Origin of the sequence: Allobosea sp. UNC402CLCol, assembly GCF_000745475.1 — a bacterium.
Taxonomy (GTDB): domain Bacteria; phylum Pseudomonadota; class Alphaproteobacteria; order Rhizobiales; family Beijerinckiaceae; genus Allobosea; species Allobosea spartocytisi.
This window is the reverse complement of sequence record NZ_JQJJ01000009.1, coordinates 311,209-330,953: the sequence shown is the minus strand read 5'-3', so window position 1 is coordinate 330,953 and position 19,745 is coordinate 311,209. Positions and strand designations below refer to the sequence as shown.

Here is a 19,745-nt window from a genome sequence, read left to right as displayed (position 1 = left end):
TCAGGCAAAAAAGGCGCCAGAACCTCCTTCGGCAGGAGATGCCCGGTTCAGGCCCGGGCATGACGTTGGCCGCAGGCCGCAAGCCCATCGAAGCCGCCACCCCCTGCCCCAACGGGAGGTCCGCAGGTTAACGTGCGTTTACGAATTTCTCTTTCTTGCCAATGGCCTAGGCAAAAACTGCAGCCCCAGAATGGGACGCATTTTTTTCAAACCGGAAACCCGGCCTTTACCCTGACTCGCCAGTATCGCCCTCGTTGAAGTTGCGTAACGGTCTTGGCGTCATGGGTATCTCGCGTACCGGGACCGCCAGCGCTCCCGTCCGGATTCAGGTTTCGCGTACCGGACGGCCAGCGCTGGGGGCTCGGATGAAGGCCAAGGGCCTTCACGATCATAACCTCCTCGAACAGGGCGGCATTCCTGCGGCATTGCCGCTGGATCAGGTCATCGTCGGCGACTGCGTCGCGGCGATGAATGCCCTGCCGCCGGGGAGCGTCGATCTCGTCTTCGCCGATCCGCCCTATAATCTCCAGCTCGGCGGCGATCTGCGCCGGCCCGACGACAGCCTCGTCGACGCCGTCGACGACGACTGGGACAAGTTCGCCTCCTTCGCCGAATACGACGCCTTCACGAAAGCATGGCTCGCAGCGGCGCGGCGGGTGCTGAAGCCCGACGGCGCGCTCTGGGTCATCGGGAGCTACCACAACATCTTCCGCGTTGGCGCGATCCTGCAGGATCTCGGCTTCTGGATGCTGAACGACATCGTCTGGCGCAAGGCCAACCCGATGCCGAATTTCCGCGGCCGGCGCTTCACCAACGCGCATGAGACGCTGATCTGGGCGGCTCGCGGCGAGCAATCGAAATACACCTTCCACTATGAGGCGCTGAAGGGCGGCAATGACGACCTTCAGATGCGCTCGGACTGGTATCTGCCGCTCTGCACCGGCGATGAGCGCCTGAAGGGCGCCGACGGCGCCAAGGTGCATCCGACGCAGAAGCCCGAGGCGCTGCTTGCCCGCGTGCTGCTCTCGGCCTCCAATCCCGGCGACGTGATCCTCGACCCCTTCTTCGGAACGGGCACGACGGGTGCCGTCGCCAAGGCGCTGGGCCGCCATTTCATCGGGCTCGAGCGCGAAGCCGTCTATGCGAAGGCTGCGCGCGAGCGGATCGCGGCGGTGAAGCCGCTGCCGCCTGAAGCCTTCGCCACCGCGCCGTCGAAGCGCAGCGAGCCGCGCGTGCCCTTCCTCAGCCTGGTCGAGGCCGGGCTGGTCAAGGCGGGCGAGACCGTCATCGACGACAAACGCCGCCACAGCGCCGTCATCCGCGCCGACGGCACGCTGTCGGTCGGCCCCGCCATCGGCTCGATCCACAAGGTCGGCGCGCTGGTGCAGGGCCTGCCGAGCTGCAATGGCTGGACCTTCTGGCATGTCGAGCGCGAGGGTAAGCTGATGCTGCTCGACATGCTGCGCGGCGAGATCAGGGCGCAGATGGCGGCGGCCTGAGCCGATCGCCGGCACGGTTCATGCTTATCCCTGCCCTACCGGCAGGAGACCGCTCATGGACCCCGTCACACTCGATCTCGCCACCCTCGCGGCCTTTGGCGCCGCGTTCTTCGTCTTCGCGGCAAGCCCGGGCCCCGACAACATGACGATCGTGGCACGCACGCTCTCGCATGGAGCGGCTTCGGGCCTCGCCTATGGTCTGGGCACCGTGGCCGGAATCCTGATCTTCCTGATCCTCGCCGCCTTCGGCCTGTCGCTGCTGGCTGCCGAGATGGGCACCGCGATGACGGTCCTTCGCTATGTCGGAGCGGCCTATCTCGTGGTGATGGGAATCATGCTCTGGCGCGCCGATCCGGTCCTGCCGGATTCCGGCGGGGAGACGGAGCGGCGCGGGCTCGTGCCGGTCTTCCTGACGGGGGTCGCGCTCAATCTCGGAAACCCCAAGATGCCACTGTTCTATCTGGCACTGTTGCCGCATGTGGTCGGCCCGCAGCTGACGCTCTCGCAGGTGGCGGTGCTGGCCGGCGTTATCCTGCTGGTCGAGGCGGTGGTGATCGGTGGACATGTCCTGCTCGCCGGCCGGGCGCGGCGCTGGCTGCGCACGCCGGCCGCCGTGAAAAGGATGAACCGCGCCGCAGGCGGCGTGATGATCGGCACCGGCGCCGTGGTGGCCGTCACGCGCTGAGGCCGGCGGGCCTCACGCCGGCCGCAGCCAGCACCTTCACCATCACGCCCGACAGAGGCTCTTCGGCGAGCCGGCCCAGCGGCGTGAAGCGCATGCCCGCAGGCGCCGGGGTCTTCGCCGGCACGGCCCCGGTGAAGACCGTCAGCTCCAGCGGAAAATGCGTGAAGACGTGCCGGACGGGCTGCGGCACTTCCGTCCAGCGCAGCGGCAGCGGGGCGTCCTGCGCGGCCCCGTCGAGCTCATAATCGGCACGCCATTCGCTCGTCGGCACTTCGGCCATGCCGCCGAGCAGGCCCTTGGCCGGGCGCGTGCGCAAAAGGATCGCACCATCGGCGCGGGTCAGCACGAAGGCAGCGCCATAGCGCGTCTGCCCCGCCTTCTTCTTCGCCTTGCGCGGGAAGCTCTCCTGCGTGCCTTCGATCCGCGCCCGGCAGGGCTCACGCCAGGGGCAGAGGCCGCAGGCCGGATTGCGCGGGGGGCAGATGGTGGCGCCGAGATCCATCAGGGCCTGCGCGAAATCGCCGGGCCGGCCGGCCGGCAACAGCGCCAGCACCTTTTCGCGGATCAATGGCCGCGCGCCCGGCAATTCGTCCGCGATGGCGAAAAGCCGGGTCATCACCCGCTCGACATTGCCGTCCACGGCCGCCGCCGGCCGGTCGAAGGCGATCGCCGCGACGGCGCCGGCCGTATAGGCGCCGATGCCGGGCAGCGCGCGCAAGCCCTCCTCCGTGTCCGGGAAACGGCCGGCGTGATTCTCCATCACCGCCTTCGCGCAGGCATGGAGATTGCGGGCGCGGGAATAATAGCCGAGCCCCGCCCAGGCCTGCATGACCTCTTCCGAGGGCGCCCGAGCCAGAGCCTGCACGGTCGGAAACCGCGCCATGAAGCGCTCGTAATAGGGCTTCACCGCCGTAACCGTCGTCTGCTGCAGCATGATCTCGGAGGCCCAGACGCGGTAGGGATCGGGCCGCTCGCCCGCCTCCGCGCGCCAGGGCAAGGCGCGGCGATGCCGGTCGTACCAGGCGAGCAGATCGGCGGCGCGGGGCATCGGAACGGAGGCGTCCATCCAGCCGGTTTAGCGCGTGGCGGCGAGGCTGCGAAGAGGCGTGCGACGGCACTGTCACATCAACAATTGCCTGCTGTGGACAGCGGGCATGATCACCCGCAGTGATGAAGCATGCTCAAGCTCGACCACCTCACCGTCATCGCCCCGACCCTGGCTGAGGGCGTCGACCATGTCCGCGCCTGTCTCGACATCGACGTCCCCTTCGGTCAGCGGCATGCCTATATGGGCACGCACAACCACCTGCTGCAGCTCGGGAACATGGTCTATCTGGAGATCGTCGCGCTCGATCCGGATGGGCGCCGGCCCGACCGCGCGCGCTGGTTCGGCCTCGACGACCAGAAGCAGGTCAGGCGGGATTGGGATACCGGCCGCCGGCTCCGCGGCTGGGTGGCCAGAACCGATGACATCGACGGAGTCCTCAAGGGACGCGAGCAGATTTTCGGGAGGAAGATCGCGCTGCCGATGGATGCGCCGAGCTTCGATTTCGCCATCCCGGACGATGGGGCGCTGCCCCCGGACGGTGCCCCATCCATCATCGACAGGCGGGGCAAGCCGCGTTCGATGGCGAGCATGGCCGATCTCGACGCGCGGCTGCTTTGCTTCTGGTTCGAACATCCTGAAGCCGGAACGATGGGGACGCTGTTCCGCGAGCTTGCTGTCGACCGTCCACCCATCGCGGTTCCGGGGCCCGAATTGCGCTATGGCGCCCTCATCGAGACGCCGGGCGGGGTCAGGGAGCTTTTCTGAATTGTGCGCCTAGCCTGGGGAGCAGATCTAAAACTCGCGCACAGCGCGCCCATTCTGAATGAAGAAGCTCAAGAGGTTTGCATAACCGCGAGCGTCATCAATCGCGCGATGCGTGTGCTCGACCTCGCCGAGCCATCTGGTTGGATAGTTCTCAACATCGCATTCCCAATGATCTCGCCCTGTGCTTCCAGCCACCATGGACATCAGACAAAGGGGCGCATGATGGAAAAGCCGATCGGAAACCCATGGCCCTTCGAACAGCGGGCGTTTCATGTATCGCCGCAGATAATAATCGAACCATGCCCCATCGAGGCTAACGGGATGCGCCGCAAAGATCGGCTTGCCCTGGAATGATTTCACCCAGTCGACAAATCGGCCGATGACAGTGGCGGCAGGTTCTGGATTGCCGGTCGCAGCCGCCCATGCTTCCGGGTGCTTCTCCCAGAAGGACATGGTGCTGGGATCGCTCGCTGCCCCGTCGAGAGTTTCGAGAACGGCCTCAAACTCGCCAAGGATGCTGCCGCCGGCCGATACGGCGACGGAGCCGAATGAGAGCATCGAATTTTCACCGGGCGTTGGCCCGTCGAACTCGCAATCGGTGACGACGTAGAACTGTCCCATCACTGCTCTCGGCATCCTTTGGCCCATGATACGAGCCCGAAGCCTAGAGTGGAGCATCTCGCTCCTTCTGCAACAGGTTGAAAGCAGCAATCCGCTCGCGATCCCTCCCCACCGCCTTGCCACGCCCCCAACCCCACGCGCAGAATAAGCCATGGCCGCCAAATCCCTCGCAGAGCTGATCGACGATTGCATCGCGCCCGCGCTCGCCGCGCAGGGTTTCGCGGGGCGGGCCATCGTCTCGCTCTGGCCGGAGATCGTCGGCGAGCGGCTCAGCCAGCGCACGCGGCCGCTCAAGATCGACTGGCCCAAGCGGCGCCCGGCGCCGGGCGAGGCGACGGAGCCGGCGACGATGGTCGTGCGCGTCGAGAGCGCCTTCGCGCTGGAGATGCAGCAGCTCGGCCCGCTGGTGGTCGAGCGCGTCAACACCCATCTCGGCTGGCGCGCGGTCGGCAAGCTCGTGCTGAAGCAGGGCCCGGTGGCGCCGTTGCACGTCCCCGCCCGGCCGGCGCCGCCACTCGACCCCGCAGCCGCCGCGCGGATCGACGATCAGGTCGCTTCGGTCGCGGATGAGGGCTTGCGCGATGCGCTGGCCCGGCTCGGCCGCGCGGTGTCGCAGAAAGCACGGCAGGGCGATCCCGATCACAAATGACACGGCTTCGTGAGCATGAGGCCGCAGGCGCCGATGGGCTCTTGCCACAATGCACCGGCCTCTATAGCTCCCGATTTCGATCTTTGACCCTTCGAGGACCCCTCACAATGACCAACAGGCGACAGCTCCTGACCGGCGCAGCCGGGATCGCCGCCGCCGCGCTCGCGGGCGCCGAATTCACGGGCATCACCGCCGCCCGTGCCCAGACCAAGCTGCCGGATGCCGGCCCGCTCGGCGATGTCTGGCTCGGCCCGGCGGACGCCAAGGTCACCGTCATCGAATATGCCTCGATGACCTGCTCGCACTGCGCCCATTTCCACGAGACGACCTGGCCGGAGCTGAAGAAGAAGTACATCGACACCGGCAAGATCCGCTTCACACTGCGCGAATTCCCGCTCGACCCGCTCGCGACGGCCGGCTTCATGCTCGCCCGCTGCAACGGCAACGACAAATTCTACCCGATGACCGACCTGCTGTTCTCGCAGCAGAAGAACTGGGCCTTCGTCGACAAACCGGTCGATGCGCTTTCGGCGCTGGTGAAACAGGCCGGATTCTCGCAGGAATCCTTTGAAGCCTGCTTGAAAAGGCAGGACATCTATGACGCCATTACCACGGTGAAGGATGGCGGCGCCAAGGCGGGCGTGGACGCCACCCCGACCTTCTTCGTCAACGGGCAGAAACTCTCCGGTGCAGTCTCGATCGCCGAGTTCGACAAGGTGCTGGAGCCGCTGCTCGCGAAGTGAGCGGGGCGGCCGCGTATCCTTCTTCCCTCGGGGGAGAAGGTGGCAGCGCGAAGCGCTGACGGACGACGGTAGCCCAGCGCTGACAACCCTCATCCGTCTGCTTCGCAGACACCATCTCCCCGCGCATGTCGGATGTTTCCGACATGCGCTTAAAAGCTCCAATCTCGGGCAAGCCCGGGATTGGTGGGAGAAGGAAGAGGCGCGCCGATGCATCTGACGCGCCTCAAGCTCACCGGCTTCAAGACCTTCGTCGAGCCGACGGAATTCCAGATCGAGCCGGGACTGACCGGCATTGTCGGGCCGAATGGCTGCGGCAAATCCAATCTCGTCGAAGCCCTGCGCTGGGTGATGGGCGAAAGCTCGTTCAAGAACATGCGCGGCTCGGGGATGGACGACGTCATCTTCGGCGGCTCGAACGAGCGCCCGGCCCGCAACATGGCCGAGGTCGCGCTCACCCTCGACAATAGCGACCGCAAGGCGCCCGCCGCCTTCAACGAGGCCGACGTCCTCGAGATCACGCGCCGGATCGAGCGCGAGGAAGGCTCGACCTATCGCATCAACGGCAAGGAGGTGCGGGCGAAGGACGTGCAGCTCCTCTTCGCCGATGCCGCGACCGGCGCCCGTTCGCCGGCGCTCGTCCGCCAGGGGCAGATCAGCGAGATCATCTCGGCCAAGCCGCAATCGCGCCGGCGCATCCTGGAGGACGCCGCCGGCATCGCCGGCCTGCACAGCCGACGCCACGAGGCGGAGCTCAGGCTGAAGGGCGCCGAAGAGAATCTGACCCGGCTCGAGGACGTGCTCGGCGAGATCGACGGGCAGATCGAGGCGTTGCAACGGCAGGCGCGGCAGGCCGGGCGCTATCGCAGCCTCGCCGCCGATATCCGCCGGGCCGAGGCCATGCTGGCGCTGATCGCCCTGCATGATGGCCGCGTGCAGGAGGCGCAAGCCGAGCACGTTCTGGAGGAGGCGGTGCGCGCCGTCGCGGAGCAGACCGGCATCCAGGCCGAGGCCGCGAAAAGGCAGGCCGTCGCCGCCCATGAGATGCCGGCGCTGCGCGAAGGCGAGGCAGCGGCCGCCGCGGCTCTCGTCCGGCTGAAGCGCGGGCTCGACGAGCTCGAGGCCGAGAACCGCCGGGCGAAGCAACGAGCGGAAGAACTCGGCAAGCGGCTGGCCGAATTGCAGACCGATCTGGCGCGGCAGGAGAGCATCGGCCGCGACGCTACCGAGAGCCTCGCCCGGCTCGCCGAGGAGGACGCCGCGCTCGTTCGGGAAAGCGAAGGCTCCGGCGGCAGCACCGAAGCCGCCACGGCCGCGCAGGAAGAGGCCGAAGCGGCGCTGGCCGCCGCCGAGGCCGAGCAGACCGCGGCTCAGGCCGCGCTCTCCGAGCTCGCCGCCCGTCGCGGCGCCCTGGAACGCGCGCTGCGCGAAGCCCGCGAGCGCGAGGCGCGGGCCTCGGCGGAACGCGACAGGCTCCAGCGCGACCAGGCCTCGATCGAAGCCGCCAGCACCGGCGCGCCGCTCGACGGCTTGCGCGAGGCTCTCGCTGCCGGCGAGGCGGCGATGCGGGCGGCGGATGCGCAGGCCGTCGCCGCGCGCACGGCGCTCGCCGCGGCACGCGAGCGGGAGAATCAGTCGCGCGGGCCGCTGGCCGAAGCCGACCGCAAGGCGCAACGGCTCGAAACCGAGATCGGGACGCTGCGCAAGCTGCTGGCCCCCGCCACGGACGGCCGCTGGCCCGCCATCGTCGAGGCGATCAGGGTCGCCAAGGGTTTCGAGGTCGCGCTGGGCGCGGCGCTCGGCGACGATCTCGACGCCGCCTCCGACACGGCCGCGCCAGCGCATTGGCGCGAGACCGGCCCCGGCGCAGGCGACCCGGCGCTGCCCGATGGCGCGGAGGCGCTGGCACGCCATGTGAAGGGGCCGGCCGCGCTCGGCCGTCGCCTCGCCCAGATCGGCGTGGTCGCGCGGGCGGATGGCGAGCGTCTGCGCGCGCTGCTCGCGCCTGGACAGATCCTCGTCTCGCGCGAAGGCGATGTCTGGCGCTGGGACGGCTTCACCAGCGCCGCCGAGGCGCCCTCCCCCGCCGCGCGGCGGCTGGCCGAAAAGAACCGGCTCGACGACCTCCAGCGCGAGGCCATCGCCGCCCGCGAGGCGGCCGAAGTCGCGCGCGGGGCGCTGGAAACGGTCATCGCGGAAACGCGCGCCGCTGCGCAGGCCGAGACCGCAGCGATCGAGGCGACACGGCAGGCGCGGCGCCAGCTCGACGAGAGCCGCGAGCAACTCGCCGGCGCCGAACGCAAGGCGGCGGAGATGGCGGCACGGCTCTCGGGCCTGACGGAGGCGATCAGCCGGCTCGGCCAGAGCGCGGCGGAGGCCGGCGCGCAGGCGAGCGAGCAGGAGAAGGCCCTGGCCGCGCTGCCCGTTTCGGTGGAGCTCGAAAACAGCCTGCTCAAGGCGCGCGCCACGCTGGGCGAAAGACGGGCCACCGCCTCCGACGCCCGCGCGCGGCTGCAGACCCTGGCGCGCGAGGCGGAGCTGCGGACACGCCGCCGCGCCGCCATCGCCGCCGATATCGAGGCCTGGCGCAAGCGCGCCGGCGCCAGCAGCCAGAGCGCCGGGGAGAGCCGGCAGCGCATCGCGACGACCACCGCCGAGCGGCAGGCGCTGCTCGAAGCTCCCGACACCTTCCTGACCGAGCGCAGGCGCCTCGTCGCCGAGATCGAGCAGGCGGAGGCGGCGCGGCGCGAGAGCGCCGACAGGCTGGCCAATGGCGAGGCGGCGCTGGCGGATGCCGACCGGCAGGCGCGCATCGCGCTGGAGGGATTGTCCGGCGCCCGCGAGCGGAGAGCCTCGGCCGAGGCCCGGCGCGACGCCGCGCGCCAGCGCGTCGCCGATATCGCGCGCCAGATCGAGGACGGGCTGGAAACCGGGCTCGACGGGCTGCAGGCCATCGCGGGGCACAAGGCCGGCGATCCGCTGCCCGAGACGGAGGCGGTCGAACGGCGTCTGACGAATCTCAAGGCGGAGCGCGAGCGGCTCGGCGCCGTCAACCTGCGGGCCGAGGACGAGCTCACCGAGGTCAAGGGCAAGCGCGAGGGGCTTTCATCCGAGCGCGACGACCTGACCGAGGCGATCCGGCGTCTCAGGCAGGCGATCGGCGCGCTCAACCGCGAAGGCCGCGAGCGCCTGACCGCCGCCTTCGAGATCGTCAACGGCCATTTCCAGCAGCTTTTCGGCGTGCTGTTCGGCGGCGGCGAGGCGGAGCTCAAGCTGGTGGATTCGGATGATCCGCTCGAAGCCGGGCTCGAGATCTTCGCCCGGCCGCCCGGCAAGAAGCCGCAGGTGATGACGCTGCTCTCGGGCGGCGAGCAGGCGCTGACGGCGACGGCGCTGATCTTCGCCGTCTTCCTGACCAACCCCTCGCCGATCTGCGTGCTCGACGAGGTCGACGCCCCGCTCGACGACGCCAATGTCGAGCGCTACTGCGACCTGCTCACCGAAATGGCGCGGAACACGCAGACGCGCTTCATCCTGATCACCCATAATCCGATCACCATGGCGCGGATGGAACGGCTCTTCGGCGTCACCATGGCCGAGCGCGGCGTGAGCCAGATGGTTTCGGTCGATCTGGCGACGGCCGAGCACATCCGCGAGGCCGGCTGAAGCGCGCCTGGAGCCGCTGAAAAAATGCCACAATCGCCGCCGCAATGCGGCGAGAATGTCGCACTTAGCCCGAATTTATAGATATTCCAATGCGTTAGCTATTATCCACCTGCCTTGACAGCGCGGGGGGCTGCCAATAAAGGAGGCCGTGCTGACGACGGCTCGATGCGCGGGTTTGGACAGGGTTATACTGGTTTTTCGCCGGATCGTGGCGATTTCACGATCAAGACGGGAGACCCGGGACCATGACCGAACCTGACCCCAACGCCTCAGACTCGGAGTTGCGCGCAAGACTGGGTTCCCTGAAGTCCGCGATCAAGCGGGCGGAGGAGAACGAAAAGCCGGGCGCGGGTCCGGCTGGAGAGGACAAGGCCCTTGCGGGCGCGATGTCCTCCGGCTTTCGCGCCGCGACGGATCTCGCAGGCGGCATCATCGCAGGCGCCCTGATCGGGTACCTCGGCGACCGGTGGCTTGGAACGTCTCCGTTCCTGCTGATCGCCTTCCTGGTGATCGGAACCATCGCGGGCTTCAGATCCGTCTATCGGCTCGGTTCGCGCCCGACCTCCGTGTCGAAGAGCGATCCGAAGAGAGATTGACCGAAGGGGCGGCCCATAAAGCCGCACGACGAGGGACGAGATCATGGCGGCTGGCGGCGGAATCGATCCGATCCACCAATTCCACATCAACCCGATCGTGGAGCTGAAGCCGTTCGGCCTCAATCTGTCCTTCACCAACACCTCGCTGTGGATGGTGATCGTGACCGCGGTCGTCTCGGCAATCATGATCTATGGCTCGAGCCAGCGTTCGGTCGTTCCCGGCCGGCTGCAGTCGCTCGCCGAGATGATGTACGAATTCGTCGCCTCCACCCTCACCGGGGTGATGAACAAGGACGGCATGAAGTTCTTCCCCTTCGTGTTCTCGCTGTTCATGTTCGTGCTGGCGTCCAACCTGCTCGGCCTGCTTCCCGGCTCCTTCACCGTCACCAGCCAGATCATCGTCACCGCGGCCCTGGCCGTGCTCGTGATGAGCGTCGTGCTGATCTACGGCATCGCCAAGCATGGCACCCATTTCTTCGGCCTGTTCGTGCCGTCGGGCGTGCCCGGCTGGCTCCTGCCCTTCGTGGTGCTGATCGAGGTCGTCTCCTTCGTGTCGCGCCCGGTTTCGCTCTCGCTTCGCCTGTTCGGCAACATGCTCGCCGGCCACATCGCGCTCAAGGTCTTCGGCGGCTTCGTCGTCGCGCTGACCACCGGTGCCGCCGCCGGCTTGTTCACATACGCCATCGCGCCGCTGCCGCTGCTGCTGGCGGTCGCGCTGACGGCGCTCGAAGTCCTCGTCGCGGTTCTGCAGGCCTATGTCTTCGCGATCCTGACCTGCGTCTATCTCAACGACGCGCTGCATCCCGGCCACTGAGGCCCTGCAAGCGCCGTTAAGAGTTCAACCAGCCCTTTAGCCTTCCCACTGGAGAAACATCATGGATCCTGTTGCAGCCAAGTTCATCGGCGCCGGCCTCGCCTCGCTCGGCATGGGCCTCGCCGCCATCGGCGTCGGCACCATCTTCGGCAACTTCCTGTCCGGCGCGCTGCGCAACCCGTCGGCCGCCGACGGCCAGTTCCCGCGCGCCTTCATCGGTGCGGCGCTCGCCGAAGGTCTGGGCATCTTCGCGTTCGTCGTCGCGCTCGTTCTGCTCTTCGTGGTCTGACGTTTTCGTCGACCGCACGACACAAGTCGCGCGCGCTGGCCGCTTTCGGCCGCGGGCGCGACCTTTTTCCTATCCTTTGCGCTGAAAGGCACCCCATGCCGGTTCGATCTTCAGGGTTCGTGCGACAAGGATGGCCGCTGGCTGTCGCCTCGTTCGCCACTCTGCTGGCTGGCGCGGCGCAGGCTGCCGAGCAAAAACACGGCGAGAGCGGCGAGGGAGCATCCTTTCCGCCTTTCGACCCGGCCCATTTCGCCAGCAACCTGTTCTGGCTCGCCATCACCTTCGCCGCGCTCTACTGGCTGATGTCGAAGGTCGCGCTGCCGCGCATCGGCGAGATTCTCGAGGAGCGCGCCAACACGATCGGCCGCGACCTCGACCAGGCGGCCGAGATGCAGGCCAAGGCCGAGGACATGGCGCAGGCCTATGAGAAGGCCCTCGCCGAGGCGCGCAAGAACGCCCAGGGCATCGCCCAGACGGCGCGCGACACCGGTGCCAAGGCGAGCGACGCCCAGCGTCATGCGACCGAGGCCGAGCTTGCCGCCAAGCTGGCCCAGGCCGAGGCGACCATCGCCAAGACCAAGACCGAAGCGATGGGCAATGTGCGCGGCCTCGGCGGCGACGTCGCGATCGCGATCGTCACCAAGCTGACGGGCCAGGCCCCGACCGCCTCCGAGGCTTCGGAAGCGGTCGACCAGGCGCTGTCGCGCGGCTGAGGAGAGTTTTGATGGATACTTTCTGGGTTGGCGTCGCGCTCGTCATCTTCCTTGCGATCCTGGTCAAGTTCGGCGTGCCGAAGATGATCGTGAAGGGCCTCGACGCCCGCGGCGAAAAGGTCGCCCATGAGCTGGCGGAGGCTCGCCGCCTGCGCGTGGAGGCCGAGAAGCTGCTTGGCGAATACGACGCCAAGCGCAAGGCCGCCGAGGCCGAGGCCGCCGAGATCATCTCCTCCGCCACCGAGGAGGCCAAGCGCCTCGCGGCCGAGGCCGAGGCCAAGCTCGCGGACTTCGTCGCCCGCCGGACCAAGACGGCCGAGGAGAAGATCGCCCAGGCCGAGAGCCAGGCCGAGGCCGAGGTTCGCGCCGCGGCTGCCGAAGCCGCCAGCAAGGCCGCCGAGACCATCCTGCGCGGCCAGATGGCCGGCAAGGCTGGCGAGGCCGCCTTCGCCGCAGGGCTCACCGAGGTCAAGGCCAAGCTCAACTGAGCCCTGGCCGGATCGTTCGAACATTCGACGCCGCGCTCTTCGGAGCGCGGCGTTTTTCTTTGCCCGGCTTCCGCCGAGATCATGCTCTGGGATAGCTTGGCGATGGCGGTGCCCCGGATCGGAGGACAGACGCGGTGATCGGCAACCTTCTTCGCTCGCTCCGGCTCGCACCGCTCCTTCTCGCCGCCACGCTCGGTGGAGCCAGCGCCTTCGAAAAGGTGAGCTTTCCGTCACGTGACGCGCTGGATCTCATCGGCTGGCTGGCGCGTCCGGAGGGGGCCGGCCCCTTCCCTGTCGTGATCGGCCTGCATGGCTGCGCGGGGCTCTACACGCGCTCGGGCGAGATCGGTGCACGCGAGACGGACTGGTCGCAGCGGCTGACGCAGGCAGGCTACGCCGTGCTGCTGGTTGACAGCTTCGGTCCGCGCGGCATCAAGGCGCTCTGCACCGAGCGTGAACGCTCGCTGACACCTGCTGGCCGCGCCCGCGACGCCTTCGCCGCGGTCGACTGGCTGAACAGGCAGAGCTTCGCCGCAAGCCAGCGCATCAGCCTGATCGGCTGGTCGAATGGCGGCTCCACGGCGCTACGCGTTGCAGACAGCCCCGAGGCCAAACACCTGCGCCACGTCATCGCCTTCTATCCCGGCTGCCGCGTGATGCTGAAGCGTGACTGGCGCGCCCGGACGGACACGGCGATCTTCCAGGGACTGGCCGATGACTGGACGCCGGCTGCACCTTGCGAGGAGCTCGCGCAGCGCGGCGGAGCGCGCTTCGTCGGCTTTCCCGGCGCCTATCACGATTTCGACCATCCGGGCCTGCCCTTGCGCGAGCGCAAGGCGGCGTATTCCCAGCGGCCCGACGGCATGGTCACGATCGGCAGCGACCCGAAAGCGCGCACTGAGGCGATCGACGCGGTGATGACGATCCTGAAGACGCCCTAGATTCTTCCAATATTCGAGCCCTCATCCTGAGGAGCAGCCATAGGCTGCGTCCCGAAGGATGCTCCAGGAGGCTCTGGAGATGGCTGGATCATCCTTCGAGACGCCGCTGACGCGGCTCCTCAGGATGAGGGCTTGAGATCGAGAACGCCTCAGTTGCTGGCAGTCGCCTGCGCCGCCGGCGGATTGCCCGAGGCGGTCTTCGGCGCAGCAGCCGGCCTCGCTGGGGAAACCGCGGCGGTGGCTTTCGGCTTGGGCTTGCGTGGCTGGATCGTCGAGGTGACGATGCCTTGCGGCGTGTCGAGGCCGTAGATGTCGTCGCGGAACTGGACCTGCCCGTCGGCGCCCTGCCACCCCGTGAGATAGACCCAGGCCACCGGCACCGCCTTCTTCAGCGGGATGTTCTTGCGCTCGCCCTTGGCGATCTCGTCCTCGATCGCCTGTCGACTCCATTCGGAGCCTTCGAGCAGCCAGGCGGCAAGGTCGCGGACACCCTCGATGCGGGCGCAGCCCGAGGAGTTGAAGCGCACATCGTTGCGGAACAGCGTCTTCTTCGGCGTGTCGTGCATGTAGACCGCATCGCTGTTGGGCATGTCGATCTTGAGCTGGCCCAGCGAATTGGTCGGGCCGGGCTCCTGCCGGACGTAGAAATACGGATTGGTCAGGGTCGCCCATTTGACGCTCGCCGGATCGATCTCCTTGTTCTCGGCTCCGAGCAATTTCATGTTCGACTTGGCGATGAACGTCGGATCCTTGCGCATATGGGGGATGATGTCGGCCTTCACGATCGACATCGGCACGGTCCAATAGGGGTTCAGATTGACCGAGGTGATGTTGGCCTGGATCACCGGCGAGGGCCGGTCCGGCCGCCCGACGATGGCGAGATGGCGCTCCTTCACCTCGCCGTTCTCCACCGCCTCGACGCTGGCGCCTGGGATGTTCACCACGACATAGCGGCTGGCGAAGTTGAAGCCGTTGCCCTTGAGCCGCTCGAGCGTGGCGGTGAGCTGGTTGAGGCGCATCTCGACCGGCGTGTTCATCGCCTTGAGGGTGAGGCGGCCGACCGTGCCGAGATCCGAGAGACCGTGGCGGCGCTGAAAGCGCTTCACCGCCTCGACGACGGCCGCATCGTAGACGTCGCCCGGCAAGGCCTCGGCCGAAAGGTCGCCGCCCGCGACGAGACGCTGCTTCAGCGCGACGACGTCCGGCCCGCGCGAATCGGGCTTGAGGGATGCAGCGCCTGCCGGCACCTTCGGCCAGCCGCCGCGCGCGGCGACGTCCTCATGCGCGATCAGCGCTTCCAGCGTGCGGTCATAGGTGTTGGGGCCATAGCTCGCCTCGTTGGCGCGCGCGGGTAGCGCCGCGAGGGCGGCAACAGCCGCCGTAGCGAGGATGGCGTTACGCAGGAACATCGAACTACCCCCGAGCCACACAAGGCGGCACGGAGGCGATCATTCCCCGACATGGTCAAGGAATGCTTAAGAATCGGCGGGCGCCCTTCACCATGCTGACGGATATCGTCAGGGCGGGCCGCCCCTTACTCCGCCGCGGCCTTGACCGGGGCAGGCTCCGTCCATTTCAGCACTGGCGAGCGGGCGGCGCGGGTCTCGTCGAGCCGGCGGATCGGGGCGTGATGCGGGGCGCTGGTGAAACGCTCCTTGTCGTTGCCCTTGGCCGCGATGGCGAGGTCGCGCAGCGTCGCGATGAAGAGGTCGAGCGCGGCCTTCGATTCCGACTCGGTCGGCTCGATCAGCATGGCGCCATGGACGACGAGCGGGAAATACACCGTCATCGGATGGTAGCCCTCGTCGATCATCGCCTTGGCGAAATCGAGCGTCGAGACGCCGGTGCCCTTGAGCCATTCGTCGTCGAACAGCACCTCGTGCATCGAGGGGTGGTCCGGGAAGGGCAGCGACATCAGGTCGCTCAAGCCCGCACGGATGTAGTTCGCGTTCAGCACCGCATCCTCGGAAGCCTGGCGCATGCCGTCCGAGCCGTGGCTGAGCATGTAAGCCAGCGCGCGGACATACATGCCCATCTGGCCGTGGAAGGCGGTCATGCGGCCGAAGGGCTGGTTGCCCACTGGGGCTTCATCGCGCGACTCGATCAGATGCGGCTTGCCGTTCTCGACATGGATGAAGGGCACCGGCGCGAAGGGCGCCAGACGCTGCGAGAGCACGACGGGGCCGGCACCGGGACCGCCGCCGCCATGGGGCGTCGAGAAGGTCTTGTGCAGGTTGATGTGCATGGCGTCGACGCCGAGATCGCCCGGACGGGCCTTGCCGACGATCGCGTTGAAATTGGCGCCGTCGCAGTAGAAATAGGCGCCGGCCTCATGCATTGCCGCGGCGATCTCGACGATCTGGGGCTCGAAGATGCCGCAGGTGTTCGGGTTGGTCAGCATGATCGCGGCGATGTCCGGCCCGAGCAGGGCCTTGACGTCCTCGACCGCGACGGTGCCGTCCGGACGAGCCGGAACCGCCTTCACCGAGAAGCCGATCAGGGCCGCCGTCGCCGGGTTGGTGCCATGGGCCGATTCGGGCACGAGCACGACATTGCGGGTCGCGCCCTCGCCCTTTGCCGCGATCGCAGCCTTGATCGCCATCATGCCGCAAGCCTCGCCATGGGCGCCGGCCTTGGGGCTCAGCGCCACCGCCGGCATGCCGGTCAGCGTCATCAGGTAGCGGGCGAGCTCCAGCATCAGGTCGAGCGCGCCGGGCACCGTCGAGATCGGCTGCAGCGGGTGCACGTCGGAGAAGCCCGGAAGCCGCGCCACCTTCTCGTTGAGACGGGCATTGTGCTTCATCGTGCAGGAGCCGAGCGGGAAGAGCCCGGTGTCGATGCCGTAGTTTTTCTGGCTGAGGCGCACATAGTGACGCATCGTCTCGGGCTCGGAGAGGCCGGGCAGGCCGATCTCGCCCTGGCGGGCATGCTTGCCCAGCCGCGACTTGAACGGCGCCGGCTTGTCGATGTCGACGCCGGTCGCCTCGTGATGGCCGATCTCGAAGATCAGCGGCTCGATCTGCTGGAGAGCCTTGTTGCCGGTGAAGGTGAGGTGCTCTTCATGCGAGGCCTCGCCGGCCTGGGTGGGACGTCCCTGACGGTTCAACATCACAGCACCTCCACGAGCGCCGCCACGAGGGCCGCCCGGTCTTCATCGGTATTCACCTCGGTCGAGGCGATGATCAGCAGGTCGTCGAGCCCAGCCTTGGGCAGGAGCCGCGAGACGGGGACGCCGGCCAGGATGCCCCTGGCGGCGAGCACCTCGACGACCTCGGCGGCCGGCTTCTTCAGCTTCACGGTGAACTCGTTGAAGAAGCTGTCGTTGAGCACCTTCACGCCTTCGACGCCCGCGAGCGCGTCGGCGAGCTTCACGGCGTTGGCGTGGTTCACCTCGGCAAGGCGCGCGAGGCCGGTCTGGCCGAGCAGCGTCATGTGGATGGTGAAGGCCAGCACGCAGAGGCCGGAGTTGGTGCAGATGTTCGAGGTCGCCTTGTCGCGACGAATGTGCTGCTCGCGGGTCGAGAGCGTCAGCACGAAACCGCGCTGACCGGTCGAATCGACCGTCTCGCCGCAGAGCCGGCCCGGCATCTGGCGGATATATTTCGACTTGGCGGCGAAGAGGCCGACATAGGGGCCGCCGAAATTCAGCGCGTTGCCGATCGACTGGCCCTCGCCGACGACGATATCGGCATCCTGCGCGCCCGGAGGCACGACCGCGCCGAGCGAGACGACCTCGGTGAAGACCGCGATCAGCAGGGCGCCATGGGCATGAGCCTTCTCGGCGATCGGCTTGAGGTCGCGCAGGTTGCCGAAGACGTCGGGCGACTGGACGACGACGCAGGAGGTGCTGTCGTCGATCTGGGAGAGGATGTCCTCGCTGGCCGAGACGTCGGGCTTCAGCACCACGACCTCGTCATTGGCCATCTCGGAGAGGGTCTCGACGACCGCGGTGTAATGCGGATGCAGGCCGCCGGAGAGCACCGCCTTGCGGCGCTTGGTGACGCGATGCGCCATCAGCACGGCCTCGCCGGTGCCGGTCGAGCCATCATACATCGAGGCGTTGGCGACCTCCATGCCGGTCAGCGCGGCGACCTGGGTCTGGAACTCGAAGAGATATTGCAGCGTGCCCTGCGCGATCTCGGGCTGATAGGGCGTGTAGCTGGTCAGGAATTCCGAGCGCTGGATCAGGTGATCCACCGTCGCCGGGACATGGTGCTTGTAGGCGCCGGCGCCGACGAAGAAGGGAACGGCCGAGGCGGCGGTGTTCTTGCCGGCCATCTTGCCGAGGATGCGCTCGACCTCGAGCTCGCCCTTGGCGCGGGGCAGGTCGACCGGGGCCTTCAGCAGCTTGCCGGCCGGCACGTCGCTGAACAGCGCGTCGATGTCGGAGACGCCGATCCGTGCGAGCATGTCCTCGCGGTCGGTATCGGTAAGGGGGAGATAGCGCATGGGGTGCGTCCGTATCTTTTCGATTCAAAGCGCTCCGTCATTCCGGCCAGAGCGAAGCGGAGAGCCGGAATCCACCGTAGAGCGCTGTACCCCACGATGGATTCCGGGTCTGCGCCGCTACGCGTCTTGCCCGGAATGACGGTGGAGCGACATCAGAGCGTCTTCACGTAATTCTGGTACTCGTCCTCGCTCATCAGCGCGTCGAGCTCGGCTGCGTCCGTGAGCTTGATCTTGAGGAACCAGCCCTTGCCGGCCGGGTCCTCGTTGACGGTGCCCGGCGCGGCTTCGAGCTCGCCATTCACCTCGACGACCTCGCCCGAGACCGGGGCGTAGACTTCCGAAGCGGCCTTGACGCTCTCGACCACCGCGGCCTCGCCGCCCTTGCTCAGCGCCTTGCCGACCGTCGGCAGCTCGACGAAGACGACGTCGCCGAGCTGGGACTGGGCGTAATCGGAGATGCCGACCGTGCCGGTGTCACCCTCGATGCGGATATATTCATGGTCCTTGGTGTAGCGGGTCTCGGCCATGGTTTCCTCCTGGCGAAAATCGGGAAATCGGATCAGCGCTTGTAACCGTTGGGGACGAAGGGCATCGGCGCCACGACAGCCGGCAGCGGCTTGCCACGCACGATGAGGTTGAGCTTGGTGCCCGGCGCGGAATGGGCCTTGGCGACATAGCCCATGGCGAGCGGGCCGTTCAGCGTCGGGCCGAAGCCGCCCGAGGTCACGGTGCCGATCACCTCGCCTTCCGGCGTCGCGATCTCCGTGCCTTCGCGGGCCGGGGCGCGGCCTTCCGGCAGCAAGCCGACGCGGATGCGGGACGTGCCCTCGGCCAGTTCGCGCTGGATGCGCGCGGCGCCGGGGAAGCCGCCCTCCTCGCGGCGGCGCTTCTGGATCGACCAGTTGAGCGCGGCCTCGATCGGCGAGGTCGTGGTGTCGATGTCGTGGCCGTAAAGGCAAAGCCCGGCCTCAAGCCTGAGCGAATCGCGGGCACCGAGGCCGATCGGCTTGACGTTGGCATCGAGCAGCAGCGTGTCCCAGATCTCGCCGATCTTCGCCGCTGCGGCAGAAATCTCGTAGCCGTCCTCGCCGGTATAGCCGGAGCGGCTGACATTGGCCTTGATGCCGGCGACCTTCATGGTGCGCGAGGTCATGAAGCCCATCTCGGCGGCTTCCGGCGCGATGGCCGCGAGCGCGGCTTCGGCGCCCGGCCCCTGCAGCGCGATCAGGCCGCGATGCTCGGCCTTGATGAGCTTTACGTTGGCCGGCAGGCGCGCCTCGATATGGGCGTAGTCGGCATCCTTGCAGGCGGCGTTGACGACGAGATAGAGCGCGCCGTCCTCATCGGGGTCGATCGAGCGCGTGATCATCAGGTCGTCGAGGATGCCGCCCTCCTCGTTCAGAAGCTGCGAGTAGCGCTGCTTGCCGGGGGCGAGATTGACGATATCGGCGGGAATCAGCGCTTCCAGCGCCTTGGCCGTGGTCTCGTGATCGGGGCCGATCAGGAAGCACTGGCCCATATGCGAGACGTCGAAGAGCCCGGCCTTGTCGCGCGTCCAGTTGTGCTCGGTCAGGATGCCCGTCGGATACTGCACCGGCATGTCATAGCCGGCGAAGGGCACCATGCGGGCGCCGAGCGCGACATGGCGCGCATGAAGCGGGGTCTTGAGCACCACGGCATCCGTGGCATCGGCGGCTTCGGCAGCCATGGCGGCCCCTTCCAGAGTCGAGCGCAAGCCCCGGACGGAACTGTCCGGAACGCGCCCCCTCTGTCTCGGAACCT

Annotated in this window: 19 protein-coding genes; 12 read left to right on the top strand and 7 right to left on the bottom strand. The window is 67.7% G+C overall.

The window, feature by feature from the left end:
* The first annotated feature begins 365 nt into the window (after positions 1-365).
* Complete coding sequence (locus GY40_RS08830) at positions 366-1,499, top strand: site-specific DNA-methyltransferase (RefSeq protein ID WP_051987692.1); 1,134 nt, start codon at positions 366-368, stop codon at positions 1,497-1,499.
* A gap of 55 nt (positions 1,500-1,554) precedes the next feature.
* Positions 1,555-2,184 (top strand): LysE family translocator, encoded by a 630-nt coding sequence (locus GY40_RS08825; RefSeq protein WP_038360973.1) that lies wholly within the window; start codon positions 1,555-1,557, stop codon positions 2,182-2,184.
* On the opposite strand, the gene mutY is transcribed toward GY40_RS08825, so the two are convergent.
* Positions 2,174-3,232 (bottom strand): A/G-specific adenine glycosylase, encoded by a 1,059-nt coding sequence (gene mutY / locus GY40_RS08820; RefSeq protein ID WP_248311128.1) that lies wholly within the window; start codon positions 3,230-3,232, stop codon positions 2,174-2,176. The two genes, GY40_RS08825 and mutY, sit on opposite strands and share 11 nt — an antisense overlap.
* A 129-nt stretch (positions 3,233-3,361) precedes the next feature.
* Here mutY and GY40_RS08815 point away from each other — a divergent pair, with 129 nt between their 5' ends.
* Positions 3,362-3,997, top strand: a complete 636-nt coding sequence (locus GY40_RS08815) for a VOC family protein (RefSeq protein ID WP_038360969.1) — start codon at positions 3,362-3,364, stop codon at positions 3,995-3,997.
* A 27-nt stretch (positions 3,998-4,024) separates the two neighbouring features.
* Here GY40_RS08815 and GY40_RS26520 read toward each other — a convergent pair whose 3' ends face one another.
* Entirely contained in the window at positions 4,025-4,618 is a 594-nt protein-coding gene (locus GY40_RS26520) for a 3'-5' exonuclease family protein (protein WP_051987691.1), read from the bottom strand.
* Between the two features lie 151 nt (positions 4,619-4,769).
* On the opposite strand from GY40_RS26520, the gene GY40_RS08805 reads away from it, so the two are divergent.
* The 9 genes from GY40_RS08805 to GY40_RS08765 all read left to right on the top strand — a co-directional run bounded on the left by GY40_RS08805 (position 4,770) and on the right by GY40_RS08765 (position 13,514).
* Entirely contained in the window at positions 4,770-5,267 is a 498-nt protein-coding gene (locus GY40_RS08805) for a DUF721 domain-containing protein (protein WP_038360966.1), read from the top strand.
* A 107-nt stretch (positions 5,268-5,374) separates the two neighbouring features.
* Positions 5,375-6,010: a DsbA family protein gene (locus GY40_RS08800; protein WP_038360963.1), complete on the top strand. Its 636-nt coding sequence runs from the start codon at positions 5,375-5,377 to the stop codon at positions 6,008-6,010.
* A 207-nt stretch (positions 6,011-6,217) separates the two neighbouring features.
* Positions 6,218-9,673 carry a chromosome segregation SMC family protein gene (locus tag GY40_RS08795; protein ID WP_038360960.1) on the top strand — a complete coding sequence of 1,152 codons (3,456 nt, stop codon included), beginning with the start codon at positions 6,218-6,220 and terminating at the stop codon, positions 9,671-9,673.
* Positions 9,674-9,918: 245 nt separating this feature from the next.
* On the top strand, positions 9,919-10,269 hold the full coding sequence (locus tag GY40_RS08790; protein WP_051987690.1) for an AtpZ/AtpI family protein: 351 nt from the start codon (positions 9,919-9,921) through the stop codon (positions 10,267-10,269).
* Between the two features lie 43 nt (positions 10,270-10,312).
* Positions 10,313-11,083 (top strand): F0F1 ATP synthase subunit A, encoded by a 771-nt coding sequence (locus tag GY40_RS08785; protein WP_038360957.1) that lies wholly within the window; start codon positions 10,313-10,315, stop codon positions 11,081-11,083.
* A gap of 61 nt (positions 11,084-11,144) precedes the next feature.
* Positions 11,145-11,372, top strand: coding sequence for a F0F1 ATP synthase subunit C (locus tag GY40_RS08780; RefSeq protein ID WP_038360954.1), 228 nt, complete (start codon positions 11,145-11,147; stop codon positions 11,370-11,372).
* A gap of 95 nt (positions 11,373-11,467) precedes the next feature.
* Entirely contained in the window at positions 11,468-12,085 is a 618-nt protein-coding gene (locus GY40_RS08775) for a F0F1 ATP synthase subunit B family protein (protein WP_038360951.1), read from the top strand.
* An 11-nt stretch (positions 12,086-12,096) separates the two neighbouring features.
* Positions 12,097-12,573 carry a F0F1 ATP synthase subunit B family protein gene (locus GY40_RS08770; RefSeq protein ID WP_038360948.1) on the top strand — a complete coding sequence of 159 codons (477 nt, stop codon included), beginning with the start codon at positions 12,097-12,099 and terminating at the stop codon, positions 12,571-12,573.
* 134 nt (positions 12,574-12,707) lie between these two features.
* Complete coding sequence (locus tag GY40_RS08765; protein ID WP_051987689.1) at positions 12,708-13,514, top strand: dienelactone hydrolase family protein; 807 nt, start codon at positions 12,708-12,710, stop codon at positions 13,512-13,514.
* 149 nt (positions 13,515-13,663) lie between these two features.
* On the opposite strand, the gene GY40_RS08760 is transcribed toward GY40_RS08765, so the two are convergent.
* The 5 genes from GY40_RS08760 to gcvT form a co-directional block, all read right to left on the bottom strand.
* Positions 13,664-14,923, bottom strand: coding sequence for a L,D-transpeptidase family protein (locus tag GY40_RS08760; RefSeq protein ID WP_051987688.1), 1,260 nt, complete (start codon positions 14,921-14,923; stop codon positions 13,664-13,666).
* A 125-nt stretch (positions 14,924-15,048) separates the two neighbouring features.
* Positions 15,049-16,623: an aminomethyl-transferring glycine dehydrogenase subunit GcvPB gene (gcvPB, locus tag GY40_RS08755; RefSeq protein ID WP_038360945.1), complete on the bottom strand. Its 1,575-nt coding sequence runs from the start codon at positions 16,621-16,623 to the stop codon at positions 15,049-15,051.
* Complete coding sequence (gcvPA, locus tag GY40_RS08750; RefSeq protein WP_038360942.1) at positions 16,623-17,963, bottom strand: aminomethyl-transferring glycine dehydrogenase subunit GcvPA; 1,341 nt, start codon at positions 17,961-17,963, stop codon at positions 16,623-16,625. Before gcvPA ends, gcvPB begins: the two co-directional genes overlap by 1 nt.
* A gap of 152 nt (positions 17,964-18,115) precedes the next feature.
* Positions 18,116-18,490 carry a glycine cleavage system protein GcvH gene (gene gcvH, locus GY40_RS08745; RefSeq protein WP_038360938.1) on the bottom strand — a complete coding sequence of 125 codons (375 nt, stop codon included), beginning with the start codon at positions 18,488-18,490 and terminating at the stop codon, positions 18,116-18,118.
* 32 nt (positions 18,491-18,522) lie between these two features.
* The gene (gene gcvT, locus GY40_RS08740) at positions 18,523-19,671 is read right to left on the bottom strand and encodes a glycine cleavage system aminomethyltransferase GcvT (RefSeq protein WP_038360935.1); all 1,149 of its coding nucleotides are present in this window, start codon (positions 19,669-19,671) and stop codon (positions 18,523-18,525) included.
* Between the last annotated feature and the right edge of the window lie 74 nt (positions 19,672-19,745).

What these genes read in the sequence shown, in the direction of transcription:
- GY40_RS08830 (WP_051987692.1), top strand. Translation starts at nt 366, where the DNA reads ATGAAGGCCAAGGGCCTTCACGATCATAACCTCCTCGAACAGGGCGGC.
- GY40_RS08825 (WP_038360973.1), top strand. Translation starts at nt 1,555, where the DNA reads ATGGACCCCGTCACACTCGATCTCGCCACCCTCGCGGCCTTTGGCGCC.
- mutY (WP_248311128.1), bottom strand. Translation starts at nt 3,232, where the DNA reads ATGCCCCGCGCCGCCGATCTGCTCGCCTGGTACGACCGGCATCGCCGC.
- GY40_RS08815 (WP_038360969.1), top strand. Translation starts at nt 3,362, where the DNA reads ATGCTCAAGCTCGACCACCTCACCGTCATCGCCCCGACCCTGGCTGAG.
- GY40_RS26520 (WP_051987691.1), bottom strand. Translation starts at nt 4,618, where the DNA reads ATGGGACAGTTCTACGTCGTCACCGATTGCGAGTTCGACGGGCCAACG.
- GY40_RS08805 (WP_038360966.1), top strand. Translation starts at nt 4,770, where the DNA reads ATGGCCGCCAAATCCCTCGCAGAGCTGATCGACGATTGCATCGCGCCC.
- GY40_RS08800 (WP_038360963.1), top strand. Translation starts at nt 5,375, where the DNA reads ATGACCAACAGGCGACAGCTCCTGACCGGCGCAGCCGGGATCGCCGCC.
- GY40_RS08795 (WP_038360960.1), top strand. Translation starts at nt 6,218, where the DNA reads ATGCATCTGACGCGCCTCAAGCTCACCGGCTTCAAGACCTTCGTCGAG.
- GY40_RS08790 (WP_051987690.1), top strand. Translation starts at nt 9,919, where the DNA reads ATGACCGAACCTGACCCCAACGCCTCAGACTCGGAGTTGCGCGCAAGA.
- GY40_RS08785 (WP_038360957.1), top strand. Translation starts at nt 10,313, where the DNA reads ATGGCGGCTGGCGGCGGAATCGATCCGATCCACCAATTCCACATCAAC.
- GY40_RS08780 (WP_038360954.1), top strand. Translation starts at nt 11,145, where the DNA reads ATGGATCCTGTTGCAGCCAAGTTCATCGGCGCCGGCCTCGCCTCGCTC.
- GY40_RS08775 (WP_038360951.1), top strand. Translation starts at nt 11,468, where the DNA reads ATGCCGGTTCGATCTTCAGGGTTCGTGCGACAAGGATGGCCGCTGGCT.
- GY40_RS08770 (WP_038360948.1), top strand. Translation starts at nt 12,097, where the DNA reads ATGGATACTTTCTGGGTTGGCGTCGCGCTCGTCATCTTCCTTGCGATC.
- GY40_RS08760 (WP_051987688.1), bottom strand. Translation starts at nt 14,923, where the DNA reads ATGTTCCTGCGTAACGCCATCCTCGCTACGGCGGCTGTTGCCGCCCTC.
- gcvPB (WP_038360945.1), bottom strand. Translation starts at nt 16,623, where the DNA reads ATGTTGAACCGTCAGGGACGTCCCACCCAGGCCGGCGAGGCCTCGCAT.
- gcvPA (WP_038360942.1), bottom strand. Translation starts at nt 17,963, where the DNA reads ATGCGCTATCTCCCCCTTACCGATACCGACCGCGAGGACATGCTCGCA.
- gcvH (WP_038360938.1), bottom strand. Translation starts at nt 18,490, where the DNA reads ATGGCCGAGACCCGCTACACCAAGGACCATGAATATATCCGCATCGAG.
- gcvT (WP_038360935.1), bottom strand. Translation starts at nt 19,671, where the DNA reads ATGGCTGCCGAAGCCGCCGATGCCACGGATGCCGTGGTGCTCAAGACC.